22 protein-coding genes are annotated in these 20,794 nt (G+C 62.2%); 16 read left to right on the top strand and 6 right to left on the bottom strand.

The annotated features are described in order from the left end of the window. The first annotated feature begins 159 nt into the window (after positions 1-159). The 12 genes from murJ to AACZ55_RS06725 all read left to right on the top strand — a co-directional run bounded on the left by murJ (position 160) and on the right by AACZ55_RS06725 (position 10,879). Positions 160-1,722, top strand: a complete 1,563-nt coding sequence (gene murJ, locus AACZ55_RS06780) for a murein biosynthesis integral membrane protein MurJ (RefSeq protein ID WP_339644482.1) — start codon at positions 160-162, stop codon at positions 1,720-1,722. 67 nt (positions 1,723-1,789) lie between these two features. Next, entirely contained in the window at positions 1,790-2,824 is a 1,035-nt protein-coding gene (gene trpS, locus AACZ55_RS06775; RefSeq protein ID WP_339644479.1) for a tryptophan--tRNA ligase, read from the top strand. Positions 2,825-2,912: 88 nt separating this feature from the next. Continuing rightward, positions 2,913-3,407, top strand: a complete 495-nt coding sequence (locus AACZ55_RS06770) for a universal stress protein (RefSeq protein ID WP_338608345.1) — start codon at positions 2,913-2,915, stop codon at positions 3,405-3,407. A 216-nt stretch (positions 3,408-3,623) separates the two neighbouring features. After that, positions 3,624-4,190: a NifU family protein gene (locus AACZ55_RS06765; RefSeq protein WP_338608344.1), complete on the top strand. Its 567-nt coding sequence runs from the start codon at positions 3,624-3,626 to the stop codon at positions 4,188-4,190. Positions 4,191-4,313: 123 nt separating this feature from the next. After that, positions 4,314-4,910, top strand: coding sequence for a tRNA (adenosine(37)-N6)-threonylcarbamoyltransferase complex dimerization subunit type 1 TsaB (gene tsaB, locus AACZ55_RS06760; RefSeq protein ID WP_338608343.1), 597 nt, complete (start codon positions 4,314-4,316; stop codon positions 4,908-4,910). Then, positions 4,907-5,386, top strand: a complete 480-nt coding sequence (gene rimI, locus AACZ55_RS06755; protein ID WP_339644475.1) for a ribosomal protein S18-alanine N-acetyltransferase — start codon at positions 4,907-4,909, stop codon at positions 5,384-5,386. The genes tsaB and rimI overlap by 4 nt, the downstream gene beginning before the upstream one ends. Positions 5,387-5,422: 36 nt before the next feature. Next, positions 5,423-5,866, top strand: a complete 444-nt coding sequence (locus tag AACZ55_RS06750) for a Fur family transcriptional regulator (RefSeq protein WP_338608341.1) — start codon at positions 5,423-5,425, stop codon at positions 5,864-5,866. A gap of 113 nt (positions 5,867-5,979) precedes the next feature. Beyond that, entirely contained in the window at positions 5,980-6,762 is a 783-nt protein-coding gene (locus AACZ55_RS06745) for a lysophospholipid acyltransferase family protein (protein WP_339644472.1), read from the top strand. Positions 6,763-6,771: 9 nt separating this feature from the next. Continuing rightward, entirely contained in the window at positions 6,772-8,157 is a 1,386-nt protein-coding gene (gene miaB / locus AACZ55_RS06740) for a tRNA (N6-isopentenyl adenosine(37)-C2)-methylthiotransferase MiaB (RefSeq protein WP_339644469.1), read from the top strand. 49 nt (positions 8,158-8,206) lie between these two features. After that, positions 8,207-9,244, top strand: coding sequence for a PhoH family protein (locus tag AACZ55_RS06735; protein ID WP_338608338.1), 1,038 nt, complete (start codon positions 8,207-8,209; stop codon positions 9,242-9,244). A gap of 62 nt (positions 9,245-9,306) precedes the next feature. Continuing rightward, entirely contained in the window at positions 9,307-9,729 is a 423-nt protein-coding gene (ybeY, locus tag AACZ55_RS06730) for an rRNA maturation RNase YbeY (protein ID WP_339644500.1), read from the top strand. Positions 9,730-9,796: 67 nt separating this feature from the next. Continuing rightward, complete coding sequence (locus tag AACZ55_RS06725; RefSeq protein WP_339644466.1) at positions 9,797-10,879, top strand: hemolysin family protein; 1,083 nt, start codon at positions 9,797-9,799, stop codon at positions 10,877-10,879. Between the two features lie 150 nt (positions 10,880-11,029). Here the strand turns inward: AACZ55_RS06725 and AACZ55_RS06720 are convergent, their stop codons facing one another. Then, positions 11,030-11,584 carry an ActR/PrrA/RegA family redox response regulator transcription factor gene (locus AACZ55_RS06720; RefSeq protein ID WP_339644463.1) on the bottom strand — a complete coding sequence of 185 codons (555 nt, stop codon included), beginning with the start codon at positions 11,582-11,584 and terminating at the stop codon, positions 11,030-11,032. Positions 11,585-11,657: 73 nt separating this feature from the next. Continuing rightward, positions 11,658-13,001 carry an ActS/PrrB/RegB family redox-sensitive histidine kinase gene (locus AACZ55_RS06715; protein ID WP_338608333.1) on the bottom strand — a complete coding sequence of 448 codons (1,344 nt, stop codon included), beginning with the start codon at positions 12,999-13,001 and terminating at the stop codon, positions 11,658-11,660. A gap of 133 nt (positions 13,002-13,134) precedes the next feature. Here AACZ55_RS06715 and AACZ55_RS06710 point away from each other — a divergent pair, with 133 nt between their 5' ends. Both AACZ55_RS06710 and AACZ55_RS06705 read left to right on the top strand, forming a co-directional pair. Beyond that, positions 13,135-13,578: a DUF2852 domain-containing protein gene (locus AACZ55_RS06710; RefSeq protein WP_338608332.1), complete on the top strand. Its 444-nt coding sequence runs from the start codon at positions 13,135-13,137 to the stop codon at positions 13,576-13,578. Positions 13,579-13,864: 286 nt separating this feature from the next. Next, positions 13,865-14,599 (top strand): SprT family zinc-dependent metalloprotease, encoded by a 735-nt coding sequence (locus tag AACZ55_RS06705; RefSeq protein WP_339644459.1) that lies wholly within the window; start codon positions 13,865-13,867, stop codon positions 14,597-14,599. Between the two features lie 74 nt (positions 14,600-14,673). Here the strand turns inward: AACZ55_RS06705 and AACZ55_RS06700 are convergent, their stop codons facing one another. Then, positions 14,674-16,827, bottom strand: coding sequence for a PBP1A family penicillin-binding protein (locus AACZ55_RS06700; RefSeq protein WP_339644456.1), 2,154 nt, complete (start codon positions 16,825-16,827; stop codon positions 14,674-14,676). Between the two features lie 233 nt (positions 16,828-17,060). On the opposite strand from AACZ55_RS06700, the gene AACZ55_RS06695 reads away from it, so the two are divergent. Next, on the top strand, positions 17,061-17,288 hold the full coding sequence (locus tag AACZ55_RS06695) for a hypothetical protein (RefSeq protein ID WP_339644453.1): 228 nt from the start codon (positions 17,061-17,063) through the stop codon (positions 17,286-17,288). Between the two features lie 166 nt (positions 17,289-17,454). Here the strand turns inward: AACZ55_RS06695 and AACZ55_RS06690 are convergent, their stop codons facing one another. Together AACZ55_RS06690 and AACZ55_RS06685 are read right to left on the bottom strand one after the other, a co-directional pair. Continuing rightward, the gene (locus AACZ55_RS06690) at positions 17,455-17,616 is read right to left on the bottom strand and encodes a hypothetical protein (protein ID WP_339644450.1); all 162 of its coding nucleotides are present in this window, start codon (positions 17,614-17,616) and stop codon (positions 17,455-17,457) included. Between the two features lie 24 nt (positions 17,617-17,640). Continuing rightward, entirely contained in the window at positions 17,641-18,426 is a 786-nt protein-coding gene (locus AACZ55_RS06685; protein WP_339644448.1) for an aldo/keto reductase, read from the bottom strand. A 134-nt stretch (positions 18,427-18,560) separates the two neighbouring features. On the opposite strand from AACZ55_RS06685, the gene AACZ55_RS06680 reads away from it, so the two are divergent. Beyond that, positions 18,561-19,442, top strand: a complete 882-nt coding sequence (locus AACZ55_RS06680) for an AraC family transcriptional regulator (protein ID WP_339644446.1) — start codon at positions 18,561-18,563, stop codon at positions 19,440-19,442. Between the two features lie 114 nt (positions 19,443-19,556). On the opposite strand, the gene AACZ55_RS06675 is transcribed toward AACZ55_RS06680, so the two are convergent. After that, positions 19,557-20,794: toprim domain-containing protein (locus tag AACZ55_RS06675; RefSeq protein WP_339644444.1), on the bottom strand; the 1,238-nt coding region annotated here is incomplete at its 5' end.

The following is a 20,794-nucleotide window of genomic DNA, read 5'->3' as shown; positions in this document are numbered from 1 at the left end:
TACTGGATCCCGGGTCCTTGCCCGGGATGACGATCGGGAATTTGGAGAATTTTCCCCCACTACCTCTGCTGTCATCCCGGCCTTGAGCCGGGATCCAGTAAACTCAGCACCAATTGGGATCGTGCCCGCACGCCCCATCGAATTGCCGGCCCCCCGCCCATGAGCCTCTTTCGCAACACCATGAGCGTGGGCGGGCTTACCCTGCTCTCGCGCGTTTTCGGCTTTGTCCGTGACGCGCTGATCGCCGCCGTTCTCGGCATCGGCCCCGCCGCCGATGCCTTCCAGGCCGCGTTCCGCCTGCCCAATCTGTTCCGGCGCCTGTTTGCCGAAGGGGCATTCAATACCGCCTTCGTTCCCATGTTTTCCGGCGCGCTGGAAACCGATGGGACGGACGGTGCCAAAAAAATGGCCGGCCGCATCATGAGCTGGCTGGTCGCCGCTATTCTGATCGTCACCATCCTCGCCGAAATCTTCATGGAGCCGGTGATGATGGTGTTCGTCCCCGGTTTTGTGGCCGATCCCGAAAAATTCGAGCTGACGGTCTTTCTCTCGCGCATCATGTTTCCCTATCTCGCCTGCATGTCGCTCATGGCGGCCTATGGCGCGATCCTCAATTCGCTGGGCAAATTCTTTGCCGCCGCCTTCGCCCCGGTGCTCTTGAACCTTGTCAACATCGCTGTTCTGGTCCCCCTTGCCGTCTGGACGCTGGAAAACCCCGCCGATGTGGCCTTCTGGCTCGGGGTTGCCGCCATGGCCGGCGGTGTCGCGCAACTGGCTCTGGTGTTTTTCACCATTCGCCGGGCCGGCTTCCTGCCCGCCATCGGCATACCGCGCTATACCGATGAAGTGCGCCGCTTCTGGCTGCTGGCGCTGCCGGCCATCGCGGCGGGCGGTATCATCCAGATCAATATTTTCGTGGGCACCGTCATCGCTTCCCAGGCCGATGCCGCCATCGCGATTATCGCCAACGCCGACAGGCTTTATCAGCTTCCCCTCGGCATCATCGGCATCGCCATCGGCACGGTGCTGCTGCCCGAGCTTTCGCGCCACCTCTCTTCGGGCCGCGACGTCGAGGCCCGGGCGTCCCAAAGCCAGGCCCTCCAGCTTTCCATGGTCCTGACCCTGCCCGCCGCAGTCGCGCTCTTTGCGCTGGCCGAACCCATCGTGCGGGTCCTGTTCGAGCGCGGCGCCTTCGATGCGACGGCAACGGTTGCCGTCTCCCACACGCTGATGGGCTTTTCGCTCGGCCTGCCGGCCTTCGTGCTGGTCCGCGTTCTCCAGCCGGGCTTTTTCTCACGCAAGGACACCAAGACCCCGACGCTGATTGCCGGGGTGTCGCTGGTGGTCAACATCGCCATTTCGATAGCCCTGTTCCCGCACCTCCAACACATCGGCATCGCGCTGGCCACTTCGACCTCCGCATGGGTCAATGTGGGCCTGCTCGTCCTGTTCCTGGCCCGGCGCGGCCATTTCCGGCTCGCAGGCGGCGAGGGTCTGACCCTTGCCGGCACGCTCGGCGTCGCCATTGTCATGGGGTTGGCGCTGTGGGGGCTGGCTCTTTTTGCCGGCCCGGTCTTTGCCCCGGGCTTTTTCTTCCCGCTTCAGGCGCTGGCCCTGCTTGCCATCTGCGCTCTGGGCGCCGGGCTTTATTTCGCGCTGCTCCATGTAAGCGGCGTCCAGCCGCTCGGCGCGGTTCTCGGGCGCTTGCGGCGGCGGCGCTGAGGCTCTAAACCCTTGTGCTGCCCGTTTCTGGGCATGTTTCGTCAAACATTAAGGGACCGTAAGTCCAATGCCTTTCACCGATCGCGTCTTTTCCGGCATCAAGCCCTCGGGCGATCTGCATCTCGGCAATTATCTCGGCGCCATCCGCCGTTTCGTGCCGCTGCAGAACGATTTCGAGTGCATCTATTGCGTCGTCGATATGCATGCGATCACCGTCTGGCAGGACCCCGCCGATCTCAAGCGCTGGACCTATGAAATCGCCGCCGCCTATATCGCGGCCGGCGTCGATCCTTCCGCCCACATCATCTTCAACCAGTCCCAGGTTGCCGAACACGCCGAACTGGCCTGGGTATTCAATTGCGTGGCGCGCATGGGCTGGATGAGCCGCATGACCCAGTTCAAGGACAAGGCGGGCAAAAATTCCGAAAACGTCTCGCTGGGCCTGTTCGCCTACCCTTCGCTGATGGCCGCCGACATCCTGCTCTATAAGGGTACTCACGTTCCGGTCGGCGAAGATCAGAAACAGCATCTCGAACTCTCCCGCGACATCGCCGCCAAGTTCAATCACGACTTTGCCCCCTCGATCGCCGCCAACGGGCTCGACGAGGCGTATTTCCCGCTCCCCGAACCGGTCATCACCGGCCCGGCCACACGGGTGATGAGCCTGCGCGATGGGACAAAGAAGATGAGCAAGTCCGAATCCAGCTCGGACATGGCCACCATCTATCTGATGGACGACGCCGAAACGATCACCAGAAAGATCAAGAAGGCCAAGTCCGACGCCGACGCGTTGCCCAGTGAAGAAAAGGGCCTGGAAAACCGTCCCGAAGCGGCCAATCTGGTCGGCATCTACGCCGCGCTTTCGGACAAATCGGTCGCCGAGGTGCTGGCCGAATATGGCGGACAAGGGTTCGGCGCCTTCAAGCCCGCCCTTGCCGATCTCGCCGTTTCGGTTCTCGCCCCCCAGGCCGACGAAATGCGCCGGCTGGTCGCCGACCCGGCCCAGATCGAAACCATCCTGCGCAATGGCGCCGACAGGGCCCGCGAGATCGCCGCGAAAACCATGCTCGAAGTCCGCGACATTGTGGGCTTTATTCGCTGAGCACAATTGGACATCATGGAGCCACTTGCGCGCCCATCGCGCGCTGTGGCAGCATCGCCATCCCTAAATCAGCTCCGGACAAAAGCGCTTGCCCGACACCCAGGATCGCTACGACGACGAATACAAACGCAAGTTCCTGGTCGTCGTGGACGAAAGCCCCGAATGCGCCAAGGCGGTCACCTTTGCCGCCCTGCGCGTGCGCCGTACCGGCGGCACAGTGGCCTTGCTCTCGATCATCGAGCCCGACAATTTCCAGCACTGGCTGGGTGTCGAAGAGGTGATGCGCGCCGAGGCCTACGAAAATATCGAAGCGCTGCAGGCCCGCTACGCCGCCAACATCGCCGCCTTCGGTTCGATCAAGGTCGAACGCGTGATTCGCGAGGGCAAAAAGACCGACGCCATCGAGGCCCACATCGCCGAGGACCCCGCCGTCGCCATTCTCGTGCTCGCGGCCGCGGATTCCTCGGAAGGCCCCGGCCCTCTCGTTGCCTCGATCGCCGCACGCGGCGCCAACGCGTTCCGCGTTCCGGTCACCGTGGTTCCCGGCACCATTTCGGACGCCGATCTCGCCGCATTGTGCTGAATGGGGTCATGCCCGCTGGTGTAGCGGCCTATCCCGGCCCTGGACCCAGCCCCGTCAAACCCACCCGCTGTCACCCCGGCCTTCGCCCGGGATGACGATGGTGGAAGATGCCACCCCCGCGCCGCCGCACCCTCCCAGCCTCTTGCATTTGTCTGCAAAAGGATTATCTTCCAAACCAACTTGGAATAATTCTAAAGAGCCTCGAGAGGCGGAAAAATGTTCATCCAGACCGAAGCCACCCCCAATCCGGCAACGCTCAAATTCCTCCCCGGCCGCGACGTGCTGCCCGGCGAACCGCGCGATTTCCGCGACGCCGATATGGCCCGCAACTCCCCGCTCGCTTCGGCCCTGTTTTCCGTCGATGGTGTTTCGGGTGTGTTTCTGGGCTCCGATTTCGTATCGGTGACTAAGGACGAACCCATTGATTGGGCGCACATAAAGCCCGCCATTCTGGGCGCCGTCATGGAACATTTCATGAGCGGCAAGCCCATTCTCGCCGAAGGCGCAGCGTCCGAGCCTGTCGATACGGGCGATGAATTTTTCGAAGATGATGACGCCGAAACCGTCGAAGTCATCAAGGAACTCCTCGCTACCCGCGTCCGCCCCGCAGTCGCCATGGACGGCGGCGACATTACCTTCAAGGGGTATAAGGAAGGCACGGTTTTCCTGCACATGCAGGGCGCCTGCTCGGGCTGCCCGTCATCGACCGCGACGCTCAAATCGGGCATCGAAAACCTGCTGCGTCATTTCGTTCCTGGCGTTGAACAGGTTCAGCAGATCTAAAAGCCTGCGTTCAAATCATACCCATAGGCCTCACGCCTTACGGGGCTGCCAACGCAGCCACACAAAAACCCCGCAAGCCCAAACCGCTTGCGGGGTTTTTCGTTTCGGCCTATCGAAACCGCCATGAGCACGCCCGTCACCCTTGCCATTGATACAGCCCGCGACCGCCTGCAACTGGCGCTTGTCTTGTCGAACGGCACCCTGGAAACCGAAATTCGCGACATCGCAAAGGGTCACGCCGAAATCATCTTCGGCGCCATCGGGACGCTTCTGGACCGGTGCGGGCTGACCTATAATGCCCTCAGTCGCATCGCCGTTTCCACCGGCCCCGGCTCGTTTACCGGCCTGCGCATCGGCCTTTCGACAGCCCGGGGGCTCGGCCTTGCGCTCGATATCCCGGTCATCGGCATCCCCTCGCTGCTCGCCCTTTCGCTCTCGCGCCAGGGGCCGTGCGAATTGATCGTCGATGCCAAGCGCGGCGAAGCCTATCGCCAGAGCTTTTCGGCTCCCGGCAAGCCGCGCGACAAGGCAGACCTCGTCGATCTCAAACAGATCCTCCAGGTCGCCGCCCGCACAACGCCGGACGATCCGATGATCGATATCGCGCGTATGGCCGCTTTTGCCTCGCGCGCGCGCGCCATCGATTTCCCCCCCGATCCCACCTATATCCGCGCCGCCGACGCCAAACCCCAGCTCGGCTTCGGGGTGGCACGCAAATGAATTTCTGGACGGCCCCCAACGGCCTGCACATCGCGCGCGGCGAAACCCGCGACGCTGCCGCTCTGGCAAAACTGCATGCCCAGGGCTTTTATCGCGGCTGGCTCACGTCCGATTTCGCAGCCTATCTTGCCGATCCCAAAACCACCCCCGCCTATATCGCAACCGACGCCAAACGCATCATTTCCGGCTTTGCCATGCTGCGCATTTCCGGCGCTGAGAGCGAATTGCTCACCATAGCGGTGGATCCCAGAAAACGCAGCCGCGGTCTCGGGCGCGCGCTGCTTGGCGCGGCCTTTGCCGATCTGGCCATGAGCCCGGTCAGAACGCTCTTTCTCGAGGTCGATGAAACCAACGCGCCGGCCATCGCGCTCTATCGGCGCTTCGGCTTTGCCGATATCGGCACCCGCAAGGGCTATTACCCGAAGCCCGATGGCAGCGCCGCCACCGCCCTTGTCATGGCCGCGCCGATCGGCTAACCCGATCACCTATCGGCACAGATGCGCGAGGCGGGCATGGGCAACGAGCCTTTCACCGAAGCAACGCTTGAAGAGCAATGCGTGACGCGCAACATGCGCATGACCGACCAGCGCCGGGTGATCGCCCGCGTCCTCGAAGCGGCCACCGACCACCCTGACGTCGAAGAGCTCTACCGCCGCGCCTCGGCCATCGATCCGCGCATTTCGCTCTCCACGGTCTATCGCACCGTCAATCTGTTCGAGGAAGCGGGGCTGGTCACCAAGCACGATTTCAAGGACGGCCGCGCCCGGTTCGAGCAGATCCCCGACGAACACCACGATCATCTGATCGACATCCGCTCGGGCAAGGTCATCGAATTCCGCAACGAGGAGATCGAGGCCATTCAGGAAGTGATCGCCAAAAAGCTCGGCTACAAGCTTGTCGACCACCGCCTCGAACTCTACGCAATTCCCCTAAAGGACAAGACCAGGGACAGCTAGAGCGTGTCCAGCATAAGTGGAGCGGTTTTTGCAGTTCGGACGCGCGAGAAAACCAGGGTTTAGAGCCAGGGATTTGAGTCAATCAAATCCTGAACGGCTCTAGGGAAAGCCACGTGGCCCTGCGCCTTGTGTTTTTTGGGCTTGTCGTCCTGCCCTTCACCCTTTTGGGCCTGCCGATCCAGTTTGTGATCGTGCGAACGGGCCTGCCGGGCTGGCAATTGCTGCCTTCGATCTTTTTCAAGCTCCTCGCTTTCACTCTGAGCCTGCGCGTGGCGCTGGCCGGTCAACCACTGGCAAAGGGCCCCGTTCTCGTCGTCGCCAACCATATTGGCTGGCTCGATATCATCGCTGTCGCCAGCAAAGTCCCGGTCAGCTTCGTTGCCAAGTCCGATGTGGCCCGCTGGCCCCTGATCGGCACCCTGGCCAGAATGCACAAAACCGTCTTCGTCGACCGCGCCCGCCGCACCGACACCCGCCGCACCGCGGCCGAGATGAGCGCCCGCATTGCCCAAGGGGTTCCCGTGCTGTTGTTTGCTGAAGGCACCTCCGGTATCGGCACCCATGTGCTGCCGTTCCGTTCGGCCCTTATCGGCGCCGCCCCAAAGGACGGCGCCAGCATCCAGCCCCTCGCCATCGCCTATACCAAAATCTCCGGCCTCCCCCTCTCGCGGTCTGAACGCCGCCAGATCGCCTGGATCGGCGATATGGGTATCACGGACAATCTCGGCGCCATCCTCGGATCGGGCCCCAAGGATGTGGTTCTCGCCTTCGGCGCGCCCATACCCGCCACGATCGATCGCAAACTGGTCGCAAAACGGGCCCAGACCACTGTCCGGCGCATGCTCAACGCCCTCAATCGCGCTGACCCTTTGCCAAGAGATGGGGAAGTGGTGTAAACCGCGCCCATGAGCGACAAACAGCCAGATCTCCCCAACGCCAAGAAGGTCTTCATCAAGACCTATGGCTGCCAGATGAACGTCTATGACAGCGATCGGATGACCGACGCGCTGGCCCCGCACGGCTATACGCCGACCTCGGAGATGGGCGAGGCCGATCTGGTGCTTTTGAACACCTGCCACATCCGCGAAAAGGCCGCCGAAAAGGTCTATTCCGAACTCGGCCGCATCCGCGATTTCCGAAATGAGCGCGAGCCCGGCGCCAAAAAAATGCTGATCGGGGTGGCTGGCTGCGTGGCCCAGGCCGAGGGCGAGGAAATCATGGCCCGCGCCCCGGCGGTGGACCTGGTCTTTGGCCCGCAATCCTATCACCGCCTGCCCGAACTTCTCTCGAAGGCGCAAAACGGCCGGGTCATCGACACCGATTTCCCCGAGGAAGACAAATTCGCCCATCTTCCGGCGCCAAAAAAGGAAGTGACCATTTCTCGCGGCCTGACGGCATTTTTGACCGTTCAGGAAGGGTGCGACAAATTCTGCTCGTTCTGCGTCGTCCCCTATACGCGCGGCGCTGAAGTCTCCCGCCCCGTCGCACAGGTTCTTGCCGAGGCGCGCGGGCTGGCCGATGCCGGGGTGCGCGAAATCACCCTTCTGGGCCAGAACGTCAACGCCTATCACGGGTTGGATGGAAACGGTCACAGCGTCAGCCTGGGCGCGCTCTGCCACATGCTGGCCGAAATCGATGGCATCGAGCGCATCCGCTATACCACCTCGCACCCGCGCGACATGGATGACGAACTGATCGCCGCCCACCGCGATCTGCCCCAGTTGATGCCCTATCTCCATCTGCCGGTGCAGTCGGGCTCGGATTCGATCCTCAAAGCCATGAACCGGCGCCACACCGCTGCCGAATATTTCGAGATCATCGACCGCATTCGCGCCGCCCGCCCCGATATGGCGCTCTCGGGCGATTTCATCGTCGGTTTCCCCGGTGAGACCGATGCCGATTTCGAAGCGACAGTGGATATGGTCAGAAAGATCGGCTACGCCTCGGCCTTCTCGTTCAAATATTCCACCCGCCCGGGCACGCCCGGCGCGCAGATGGACAATCAGATCGAAGAACACGTCAAGGCCGAGCGCCTCGAAGTGCTGCAGGCCGAAATCACCCGCCAGTCGCAAAAATTCAACGCCGGCTGTGTGGGCATGACCTTGCCGGTGCTCATCGAAAAGCCCGGCCGCAATCCCGGTCAGGTGGCGGGCCGCTCGCCCTATCTGCAGGCGGTCCATATCGGCGCCGATCAAAGCCTGATCGGCCAGATCCTGCCGGTCGAAATCATCGCTCAGGCAAAAAATTCGCTCGAAGGCACAATTGTCACAGCGGATCGAATCGCGGTCTGATAGCCTTACCCTTGTTAAGAGTCGCAACGCTGCCTTGGAGCTCCCGCGTTTGACACGGAATTTGCGGTCGCAACCCGACCAGTCCGCCGCCGCCCATCTCGAACTGGCGTTCGAAGACAATCGGCTCGTCTCCCAATTGTATGGCGAATTCGACCAGAACCTGGCGCTCATCGAGCAGCGCTTGGGGGTCCAGGCCAATTCGCGCGGCAATCATGTGATGTTGCGCGGTGGCGCCAACGCCGTCGACCAGGCGCGCCGCGCGCTTGAATCGCTCTACGACATGCTCGAAGAGGGCAAGGCCGTCGGCCCCGCCGATGTGGATGGCGTGATCCGCATGGTCCAGTCCGAGGACAGCCAGCTCTCGCTTCCCACGCTCGAGAAGCGCGGCAAGGTGCGCATGGCCCAGATCGCCACGCGCAAGGCCACCATCGTCGCCCGCAATCCGGCCCAGGATGGCTATATCCGCGCCATGGACCGCTTCGAGATGGTGTTCGGCGTCGGCCCCGCGGGCACCGGCAAGACCTATCTCGCCGTCGCGCATGCGGCGACCCTTCTCGAGCGTGGCGAAATCAATCGCATCATCCTCTCCCGCCCCGCCGTGGAAGCGGGCGAGCGTCTGGGCTTTCTGCCCGGCGACATGAAGGAAAAGGTCGATCCCTATCTCCGGCCCCTTTACGACGCGCTCTACGACATGATGCAGCCCGAAGTGGTCGAGCGCTGCATAGCGTCCGGGGCCATCGAAGTGGCTCCGCTCGCCTTCATGCGCGGGCGTACCCTGGCCAATTCCGCCGTCATTTTGGATGAGGCCCAGAATACCACTTCGATGCAGATGAAGATGTTTCTGACCCGGCTGGGTGAAAATTCGAAAATGATCATCACCGGCGATCCCACCCAGGTCGATCTGCCGCGTGGCGAAAAATCGGGGCTGGTCGAGGCCCTCCATCTTCTCTCCGATGTCGAAGGCATTCACACCACGCGCTTTACCGACAAGGACGTTGTGCGCCACGCTCTGGTTGCGCGCATCGTGCGGGCCTATGAAGGCGCAACCGGCAAGAGCCCGGCCTCCGAAGGAAAGCTCGAGGTTTGACGCCCGAACTGTCCGTCGAGATCAATCTCGAGGCCGGGGACTGGCCGCAAACCTTCCAGCCCCTGGCCGAAACGGTCCTCGGCGCGGCGCTGGAAAATTCGGGCTTTGCAACCGATGGCCCCTGCGAAATCTCGGTGCTCTTGACCGACAATCGCTCCCAGCAGGCGCTCAACCGCGAGTGGCGCGGCAAGGACAAGCCGACAAATGTGCTCTCGTTTCCCGCGCTCGAGGACGATGATCCCATTGAAGGTCTTTTGGGTGACATATCGCTCGCTTATGAGACATTGGTGGCCGAAGCCGACGATCTCGAAAAGCCTTTCGAGCACCATTTCGCCCATCTTCTGGTGCACGGAATGCTCCATGTTTTGGGCTATGACCACGAAACCGAAGACGAAGCCCTTGCCATGGAGGCAAGAGAAACAGATATTATGGGGCTGCTGGGGTATCCAGACCCCTATGATGGTCAGGTTCTTTTGAACGACTGATCTTTGCGCAACAAGATACGGAGTGCCGACGGTTGGGCCGAAAAAACAAACGCCCGCCGCACCCCAAATGACCGATAGCGATCAATCTAGCGCCGCGGCGCGCCGGCCGCATCGCCCTGAGGGCGACCAGACACAGTCAACTTCAAGCGACAACAAGCCATCGCTATGGGCGCGGATTCGTGCCCATCTGCCGGGCAGACCCGCGTCCTTGCGCACCGATCTCAAGGAAGCGCTCGAGGGCCCGTTCCTGTCCACCGACACGACATTTTCCGCATCCGAGCGTGCCATTTTGCAAAATGTGCTCAAGCTCGGCGAATTGCGCGTCGAGGATGTCATGGTGCCCCGCGCCGATATCGAGGCCGTCGATTCCAGCGTCAATGTCGGCTATGTCATCGACCGCTTCCGCCAGGTCGGCCATTCTCGCATGCCGGTCTATGAGGAGAGCCTCGACAATGTCGCGGGCATGATCCACATCAAGGACGTGCTTGAAAAGGTCACCGAGCCGGCCAAATCGGCCGCCCCGACCGCCGGCAATGGCTCGAACGGCCATAACACTCAAAGCCCGGTCAAATTCGTCACCCCGACGCTCAAACAGCGCATCGGCAAGCTCGACCTGGTGCGCAAGGTGCTCTTCGTGCCCCCCTCGATGCCCGTAACCGATCTTCTGGCCTCCATGCAGGCCACCCGCATGCATATGGCGGTGGTGATCGACGAATATGGGGGCACCGACGGGCTGGTCACCATCGAGGATCTGCTCGAAGCGGTGGTTGGCGACATCGAGGATGAGCATGACGAGAGCGAAGCTTCGATGCTGCGCACGGTCGATGAGGACAGTTTCATCGCCGATGCCCGCGTGGAGCTTGTCGATCTGATCGAGGCCATCGGCTCCGATTTCGATCCCGGTGAATATGCCGAGGAAGTCGATACTCTGGGCGGGCTCATGGTGGCCATGCTCGGCCGCGTGCCGGTACGGGGCGAAGTGGTCTCCAAGCTCAAGGGCTTTGAATTCGAGATCACCCGCGCCGATGCTCGCCGGGTCAAACAGGTCCGCATCACCCGCCGCCGCCGCAAGCAACGGCTGTTGATCGCCGGGCCCAAGAGCGAAAACCCGCTCCAGCCCGAGCCCGAAAACCAGCAGGCCGCCGAATAGAGCGTGTCCAGCAAAACCATGTCCTCGACGCGATCGGGGATGGAAACGGTATTGCGGTTCGCAACACGCGAAAAAACAAGGGCTTAGAGCCAAGGATTTGAGTCAATCAAATCCTGACCGAGCTCTAAGGCGGCCTTCTTTTTAGACCGATCAGCGCGGCGCGCGTTTGGCGAGAATGCGCTGCAGCGTGCGCCGGTGCATGTTGAGCCGGCGCGCCGTTTCCGAAACATTGCGGTCGCACAATTCGTAAACCCGCTGGATATGCTCCCAGCGCACCCGGTCCGCCGACATGGGGTTTTCCGGTGCCTCGGGCCTGATATCGTCATCGCCGGCCATCAGCGCCTTGACGATGTCGTCGGCGTCGGCCGGTTTGGCAAGATAATCGACCGCACCCAGTTTGACCGCCGTGACCGCGGTTGCAATATTGCCGTAACCGGTCAGGACCACCGCCCGCGCGCCGGGACGGTTCTCGTGCAGCGCCTGGACCACGGCCAGCCCGTTTCCGTCCTCGAGCCGCAGATCGACCACCGCAAAGGCCGGGCTGTTGGCTTTGACCGCCGCCAGCCCGCCAGCCACCGTATCGGCGATCGAAACGATAAAGCCACGCTTGTCCATCGCCCTTTCGAGCCGGGTCAGGAAGGGCTTGTCGTCGTCGACCAGCAGCAGGGTGCGCTCGGTGTCGGGAAGCTCGGAAATCTCTGTCATTGGCCTTGATCCTCTCGCGTCTTGCTTATGGCCAATTGTGGCGAAAACGTCAAAAGCTTACACACAAGATACCTCATACGTCGCGTGCGGCATTTCGGACCAGGGTGTCACGCGGCCAGCTGATTTCCACACAGGCATGCCCGTTTGCCCGGGCATTGAAGAATTTGAGCGTCGCGCCGGTCCGCTCCAGGAGCGTCTTGGCAATGAACACGCCCAGTCCCAGCCCGCCCCCGCCATCGGGTTGGCGCGGATCGAACCGGTCTTTCGTCCTTGTTGTCAGATAGGGTTCCCCGAGCCGGCTTAAAAGGTCCGGCGGAAATCCCGGTCCGTCGTCCATGATGGCGATCATCACCCGCCGCCCGTCCCAGACGGCCCGAATCGTCACCTCAACCTTTGCGAACTGCACGGCATTTTCGATCAGATTGCCCAGCCCGTAGAGCAGCGCCACATTGCGCGCGATCACCGGCTCGTCCTGCTCGGCCCGGGTCTGGGCCAGATTGATCGATTTGCCCTCGACCAGCGCCGGCCCTTCATGGGCCTTGGCCAGCTCGGCGACGATGTCGGACAGTGTCGCGCTGTCGAAAAGGTCCGATCCCGATGGCCGCAGGTTTCGCAATTTTCCCAATATCGCCCGGCAGCGCGCCACCTGATCCATGATGAGATCGAGGTCTTCGGCCAGCTCCCCTTCCCCATGGTCGCGCCGGATTTCCTTGGCTGCCAGCGCAATGGTGGCCAGCGGTGTGCCCAGCTCATGGGCGGCGGCCGCCGCCAGCCCGTCGAGCGCCGAAAGCTGTTGCTGGCGCGACAGGGCCAACTCGGTGATGGTCAGCGCATCGACAAGCTGGCGGGCCTCATGAGCCACCTTGTTGGTGTACCCGGCGACAAACCCCACAGCGCACAGGATCGCGATCCACACCCCGGTGAGATAGATGCGTGGCGGCTCGAAACTGACCCCTTCGATCCACGGCAAGGGCATATGAAACAAAGCCAGCGCGCTGGCGATCGCAATGACCAGCGTGCCCACCCAGATCGTTTCGCGCGAAGCCAGCGTCGAAGCGGAAACCGAAACCGGCGCGAGCAGCAATATGGCAAACGGATTGCCCAGCCCGCCGGTGAGATAAAGCAGCCCTCCGAGTTGCAGACTGTCATAGGCAAGCTGCAGGAATGCCAGCCGGGTCGAGGGCCGGTGACCCGGCCCGTAGCGGATCAACAGCCCCGCATTGACCAGCACCGAAAGCGCGATCAGCAACAGGCACGCCCCCAGCGGCACGTCGTAGCCCAGCCCGTAGCGCACGACCACAACGGTGATCAGCTGGCCCGAAATGGCCAGCCAGCGCAAAAGCACGAGCGTTTCAAGCCGCATGGGATTGGCGCTGCGCGCCGGCGCCGGAGCGCTGGACTGTGTGATTTCGCTCATTTTTTTATCTCTCCGGGCGGGTCTATGGGCACTCTATATCAGTTTTCAAGAGCGATAAATTTATGCGCTAACCCTTGATGCGGGCGCCGGCGACCCCAAATTTTGTTGTGTTCGAGACTGGAGAGACCGCAACATGAACAGTGCAATTATCAAACCCGCATGGTCCCCGCTAACCATCGCTTTGATGGTTCTGGGCTTTATCATCTTCTGGCCGCTAGGCATGGCCGTCCTCGCCTACATTTTATGGGGCGAATATATGGGCGGCAGCCGTGAAAAGGCTGAAAGCTGGATCGCCGGCCAGAAGTCAAACTTCAAATCCCGCGGCTGTGGCCCGCGCCACTATCGCGCTTCGGCCACCGGCAATGCCGCCTTCGACGAGTATCGCGACGAGCAGCTCAAGCGCCTCGACGAGGAACGCCGTAAACTCGAAGAAGACCGCCAGGCATTCGAAGAACACCTCGCCAATCTGCGCAAGGCGCGTGATCGCGAAGAGTTCGACCGCTTCATGCGGGACCGCAATGCCCCCCGCCACGACGACAACCGCAATGACGATGGCGGCGAGCGTCAGGGGTACTAAACCAGACAGATCGCCGGCCTAGGGGCCGGTGATCGCCCTCAAGAGTTCCCTTCGGCCGGTGGATTGTTCCCCCTCCCTTTGGTCCCCGGCCGCGCCTTGGGCCGCCTCCGCCCAAGGCACCCTTTGATCGCGTTTTGAAAAACAGGCCGCCTCCGCCTGTCCAAAAGCGCGATACGATAAGAAGTGGCACGCTCCTTTCCGACGTGCCGCTTCTTTTTTGTTTTGTCAGCCCGGCCAGCCTGCATAATGGCGCCCGCGATTCCCTTTTCTGCCAAAGAGACAATGGATGGGGCTGCCCCGCCTTTTTGCCCGAACCGCGATCCCTGAAACGACCGAGCTCGTCATCGCGTCCGGTCCGGTTACCGTAGCCGTGCGGGTCAACGCCCGGGCCCGGTCCTATCGCTTGAGCGTTTCGGCGCGGGGAGAGCCGGTTCTGACTGTGCCGCGCGGCGGGCGCTGGCCCGAGGCGCAAGCCTTTCTCGAGCGCAACACCGGCTGGCTGTCCGCCCGGCTCAGCCGCATCCAGAGCCCTTACGCACTCGCCCCCGGCGCCATCATTCCCCTGCGCGGCAGCCCCCACCGCCTGGTCGGCCTCAGCGGGCTGCGCGGTCTCGTCACCGTCGTCAACGAGGGGGACGAGCCACAATTGCACGTGCCCGGCGGTCCCGACCACATGCGCCGCCGCCTTGTCGACTGGCTCAAGAAAGAGGCCCGCCACGATCTTGAGATGGCCTGCAACCGCCACGCGCAAAATCTGGGCGTGACGGTTTCGGCCATCACCCTGCGCGATCAATCGACCCGCTGGGGATCGTGCTCGTCCTCTGGCAGCCTCAATTTCAACTGGCGCCTGATCCTCGCCCCACCCGACGTTCTCGATTACGTCGCCGCCCATGAGGTGGCTCACATTCTCGAAATGAACCATCGGCCGGTCTTCTGGCGCACCGTCGCGAAAACGTGTCCCCATTACGAGCGCCCCAAAGCCTGGCTCAAGGCCAATGGCGCAGCGCTGATGGCGCTCTGAACAACGCCCCAGGCCGCAACAAAAAAAGCCCGGGCACAAACCCGGGCTTTCTCAAACGTCCAGCGCCGCCGATCCTACTCGCCAAACAGCCCGTTAAGGAGGCCGCCGATCCCGTCATCGGCCGGGACCGCCACGGGCTGCTGCTGTTGCGGCTGGATCTGTTGTTGGGGCAACGGGGCAGGCTGCTGACCCGGCTGACCCTGGATCTGGTCGATCGTGACGGGTGTTCCGGTCGCCGGCATGGTGTCCTGCATCGGCACCGCCACGCGGTCCTGGAGCTTGACATAATTGCCAGGCAGCGCCGCGCTCTGCAGGCCCTCATGGGCTTCGGCCATGATGTCGCGCCAGATCTGGGCCGGTATCTGTCCGCCGAACACCCGGGTCGGGGTGTCGTCGTCATTGCCCAGCCACACGCCGCCCACAAGGCTTGCGGTGTAACCGACAAACAGCGCGTCGCGGTTGCGCTGGGTCGTGCCGGTCTTGCCGGCCATCGGCCAGTTGCCCAGTTGCGCCCGCGTGCCCGTTCCGGCCTGAACGCCGGTCTGGAGCATGTCGTTCATCATGCCCACCTGCTCATCGGTCAGGATACGGCCCGGTCCGGCTGGCGTTTCTTCAAACAGCACTTCGCCATCGGTTGTGGTGATCCGCGTGATCACATTGGGCACCACCCCATAACCGCCATTGGCAAACGGGGCATAGGCGCTGGTCAACTCGAGCAGCGAGACTTCCTGAGTGCCCAGCGCGATCGAGGGCACCGGCTGGAAATTGGTGGAAAAGCCCATCCGATAGGCCGTCTCCACCACATTTTCTGGCCCGATATCTATGGCCAGGCGCGCCGATACCGTGTTGATGGAAAAGGCCAGCGCGTCGCGCAACAGCACCGGCCCGACATAGCGGCCATTGGAGTTTTCCGGCTGCCAGCCCTCATAGTCGAGCGGTTCGTCCACCATCAGCGTGTCGGGCGTATAGCCCTGCTGCAGGGCGGCAAGATAGACAAAGGGCTTGAAGGCCGATCCCGGCTGACGACGCGAGGTCACGGCGCGGTTATAGCTCGATTGGCTGTAATCGACCCCGCCCACCAGGGCACGCACCCGGCCTTCGGTGTCCATGGCCACAAAGGCCGCCTGGGAAAAGTCCAGGTCCTCGCCCTGTGAGGCGACGGCTTCCTTGATGACGAATTCGGCCTGCTTTTGCATGTCCCAGTCCAGCGTGGTCGAAACCACGACGTCCTCGTTCACCTCGCCCAGATAGTCGTTCATGAGCGATTCCACCCAGTCCGCGACGTAATATTCGGTGCCCGCCACCCGCTCGGTGGTGATGTTGGCATCCATGTTCTGGGCAGCGGCCTGGGCCTCCTGCTCGGTGATGTAGCCCTCACGCACCATGTTGGCCAGCGCCAGCCGCTGCCGCTCGGCGGCCCGGTCGGGATGGGTGCGCGGGTTGTAATAGCTCGGCGCGGGCAGAATGCCGGCCAGCATGGCCGCCTGACCCAGCGAGAGATTGCGCGCCGAAATGCCGAAATAGGTTTGCGCCGCAGCTTCGATCCCGGTCGAACCCGACCCGAAATGCACGCGGTTGAGATAAAGCTCCAGGATCTGGTCCTTGGAATAGTTCTGTTCCAGCCACACCGCCAGAAGCGCTTCCTGCACCTTGCGGCCAAGCGTCTGGTCGGGGGTCAGAAACAAATTCTTGGCAACCTGCTGGGTGATGGTGGAGGCGCCGCGGGTGATGCCGCCCGCGCGGATCATTTCGATCCCCACCGAGGCCAGCCCGATCGGATCGACCCCGAAATGGCTGTAAAAGCGTCTGTCTTCGCTCGCCACCACGGCCTGGCCCACATAGGGCGGCAATTCGTGAATGCCCACGGCCTCCCCGCCGGTCTGCCCGCGATTGGTCAAAAGCTGCCCGTTGGACGCCAGCACGCGGATATTGGGCGGACGCTGGGGCACTTCCCAGGTGGAGGACGATCCCAGATCCTGCCCGTAATAGACAACGATTCCGGCCACCGCGACGCCGCCCAAAAGCAGCATCGTGAAACAGAAATACGCAAACCCCACGATAAACCGCATCCCGCCCGAGCGCTTTTTCGTCACCTTGCGGTTCTGCGGCCGGCGGGGTTTGCCACCCTTGGGCCCATTGGAGCCTGATCCGGCCTGCGCGCGCTGGCCCCTGGCCTTGCGCTGCGGGCCGCCATCGACGCGATCATCGGGAGAGAGACGAAGATCCATCAAAGATCACTTTCGAGCATGGTCGTGAAAAATCGACGCGCGCCATCGTCCGGGCGCAAACGCGATGCCTACCGCTATCGCGTTCAATTGTGGCGCGTTTATGTGAATTTTTCCACTCTTACCCGCCAGTGTGGCCGCACGGCAACGGTTTTTGCCTAACCGGGGGGAGAGGGTCGCAATTTGTTCCGGCATCGATTGCCGAATGGCCTTTTCAGGAAGGCCCGCTCTCGCGGATGGCTGGATTTCAGATCGAGGAAACGATCGTCGCGGGCCATGCCGCCTTTAGCAAAAAATGTGGTCTCTATGTCGATCCCGGCGCAATTGCCGCCCATGCCAAGCAGATTGCGTCGCTAAACCTCAAGGCCACCAGGACCGGCGTGACATTCTCGGCAAGCAAACCCATCCCCGATGACCTCGTCGAGAAACTGGCCGTCAGTTCGCGCGGCGAAAAGGGATTTTAAACGGTCCTGCGCAATCGAGAATTCGGCTCGCAACACTGTTTCTCAAGGCCATAACGCTGGAAAAACATCTTCGTTTGCACGCGTCTGCGCGTTCAGCGCATCTTTTTGTGAAGCGGTGCCTCTGTTCGATGATGGGTGGCAAGCAATGCCAGCCACCCATTGTCTGTCAGATCCAGTCCGGGACCATGCCGCCGGCGTAGCGCGCACCGAAAGCGCCGTCCGGCAGGATAGTTGCGATGCGGAACAGATCATCGGTCGACAACGTTAAATCCGCAGCGGCCAGGTTTTCCTCGAGACGTTCGATCCGGCGCGTTCCGGGGATCGGCACGATGTCGTCGCCCTGGGCCAGGAGCTAGGCCAGCGCCAGCTGAGACACCGTTATGCCCTTGGACTGGGCCAGCTCGCCAAGCTGGCGGACGGCATCGAGGTTCTTTTCAAAATTGCCTGGTTGCCAGCGTGGATCAAAGCGCCGCATGTCGTCCTCCTCATATTCTGCCGAAGGCTTTACGGACCCGGTGAGAAAGCCACGGCCAAGCGGCGAATAGGCGACAAATCCAATGCCCAGTTCACGCGTGGTGGGCAGGACCGCTTCGACGTCGCGTTCAAAAACCGAATATTCGGTCTGCAGGACCGTCACCTTCTGCACGGCATGGGCCTTGCGGATGGTCTGCGGCCCGGCTTCGCTGAGGCCGAAATACTTGACCTTGCCTTCGGCGATCAGGTCCCTGACGGTCCCGGCAACGTCTTCGATCGGCACATCGGGATCGACGCGGTGCTGGTAGAGGATGTCGATATGGTCGACACCAAGATAGCGCAGGCTGTTTTCGGTCACTTTGCGAATATGGTCAGGCTGGCTGTTGGTGCCGTAATTGCCATTGTCGAGGGCAAAGCCGAATTTGGTGGCGATAACGATGTCGTCGCGAAAGCCCTCTACCGCCTTTCCGATGAATTTCTCGTTCTCGCCCCAGCCATAGAGTTCGGCGGTGTCAAACAAGGTAACGCCCATCTCATAGGCGTGCTTGATCAGGTCCAGGCCCGCTTGCGTGTCGGCCGCGCCGTAAGCGAGGTGAAATCCCATGGCGCCGTAGCCGAGAGCTGACACTTCGGGTCCGTCCTTGCCGAGTCTGCGCTTTTGCATAGCAATATCCTTTCGTGCGTGTACGGGCACAATGTAGGGATGCTCTCACCAATGCGGATGTCTGATGGTCCCGGATGATTGCCTGATTCTGCCGACCCATTGACCTTTTGAGGCAAGCGCTGTGGAATGGCGCCATGACACAACTTGACGACATTCGCGCCATTGCGCTGCGCCATGCCGGCGCGCCGCACCCGCAGATGCCGCGTCTTCATGCCTATTGCATCGACAACCCGACCGACGCCAATGGCCTGATCTATCAGCCGGTCGTCTGCCTTGTGCTGCAGGGCCGCAAACGCACGTTTATCGGAGATGGAGCGCTCGAATATGGCGCCAGTGATTGCATGGTCGTGGCGGCCGAGCTGACGGCGATGGGACAGGTCTGCGAAGCCTCGACCGACGAGCCCTTTGTGGCGCTCAATCTCTTTCTCGATCCTGCGGTGATTTCGACGATCCTGCTCGACATGAACGCGCTCGGCGAGCCTGCCATCGGCTCGGGCTTCGGCGTTGCCAAAGCCGGCCCCGCACTGCTTGATGCGTGGCACCGGCTCGCCAGCCTGCTCGACAGACCTCAGGAAATCCCGGTCCTTGCGCCCCACCTCGAGCATGAACTGATGTTTCGTCTGCTGATGGGGCCGCATGGTGCATTGCTGCGCCAGATTGCCGGGGCTGACACGCGGCTGTCCCGTATTCGCCGGGCGATGGCTTACGTTCGCCACCATTATGCCGACCATCTCAGCATTAGCGCCATGGCGGCGATTGCCGGCATGAGCGTGTCGGTGTTTCATCGCCGCTTCAAGGCGGTGACCGGCGTGAGCCCGCTGCAATATCAGAAGCATGTTCGGCTGCACGAGGCACGCCGGCGCCTCGTGACTGAACATGCCGAGGCCGCGACCGTGGGTTATGCCGTTGGATATGAAAGCGCGTCCCAGTTCTCACGCGAGTACAAAAGGCTGTTCGGTGCTCCGCCGCGTCGTGACGCGGATTCCTTGCAGGCGATTGTTGAAGCCGGTCCATAAAGCCCGGCATCATCGCGTTCGCAAAAGGCCGCAGCTTACCAGATTATGCGCGCGTGCTGCCGATGAGCGGCGTGTGGCGGCGAAACCCGCCGCCCAGGCCGCACTCCGACCCCGTCAGATATCCAGGTTGGAAACCGCGAGCGCATTGTCCTGGATGAAATCGCGCCGCGGCTCGACAAGATCGCCCATCAGCTGGGAAAAGATCGAATCCGCGTCGTCGGTTTCCCGGATCTGCACCTGCAACAGCGTGCGCCCGTTCTTGTCCATAGTGGTTTCCCACAGCTGGGAGGCGTTCATTTCGCCCAGCCCCTTGTAGCGCTGCATGGAAACGCCCTTGGCGCCCGCCGCCTGAACGATCGCGAACAGCGAGCGCGGTCCATAGACCTCCTGGTTGATCTCGCGGCGCATCAGCGTCGGGACGCCTCCATAAATCTCGTCGAGCTTGCCGGCCAGGTTGCGCAGCTTGCGCGCATCGGCCGAGCCCAGCAGCGCCGCATCGAGCGTGTGGCTCTCGGTCACACCGCGCACCACGCGCGAAAAGATGTATCCGCCCTCGCCGTCCAGGGCGCCTTCCCAGGTGCGCTCGGTCTCGTCCGACATGCGGTTCAGCCGGTTGGCCACCCGGTCAGCCAGTCCCTGGGCGGTCTCGGGAGCGTCCATGACCGCCGGATCGAGCGCGCCGACAACGGCGGCCTGTTCGATCATCTGGCGGTTGTAACGCGCGTTCTGGTTGTCGATCAGATGGTTTAGGTCGCGCGCCTGTTCCACGATCGAAAGCAGATCGGCGCCCGCATGGGTCGTTCCGGCCCGCGTCGTGAGCACCGCATCCTCGACCCCGCCGGCCAGAAGGTAATCCTCGCGCGCCCGCTCGTCCTTGAGATATTGCTCGGAGCGCCCGCGCGTCACCTTGTAGAGCGGTGGCTGGGCGATATAGAGGTGCCCGCGCTCGATGATTTCGGGCATCTGCCGGTAAAAGAACGTCAAAAGCAGCGTACGGATATGGGCGCCGTCCACGTCGGCGTCGGTCATGATGATGATCTTGTGGTAGCGCAGCTTATCGGGATTGAACTCCTCACGCCCGATGCCCGTGCCCAAAGCGGTGATCAGCGTACCCACCTGGTCGGACGAAATCATCCGGTCGAACCGGGCGCGTTCCACGTTCAAAATCTTGCCGCGCAGCGGCAGCACGGCCTGCGTTGCGCGGTCGCGCCCCTGCTTGGCCGATCCACCCGCCGAATCGCCCTCGACGATGAAGATTTCGGCCTTGGCCGGATCGCGTTCCTGGCAGTCGGCGAGCTTGCCGGGGAGAGAAGAGATTTCCAGCGCCGATTTGCGCCGCGTCAATTCCCGCG

Origin of the sequence: uncultured Pelagibacterium sp., assembly GCF_963972885.1 — a bacterium.
In the GTDB taxonomy this organism is placed as follows: domain Bacteria; phylum Pseudomonadota; class Alphaproteobacteria; order Rhizobiales; family Devosiaceae; genus Pelagibacterium; species Pelagibacterium nitratireducens.
This window is presented reverse-complemented; position numbering and strand designations above follow the sequence as displayed.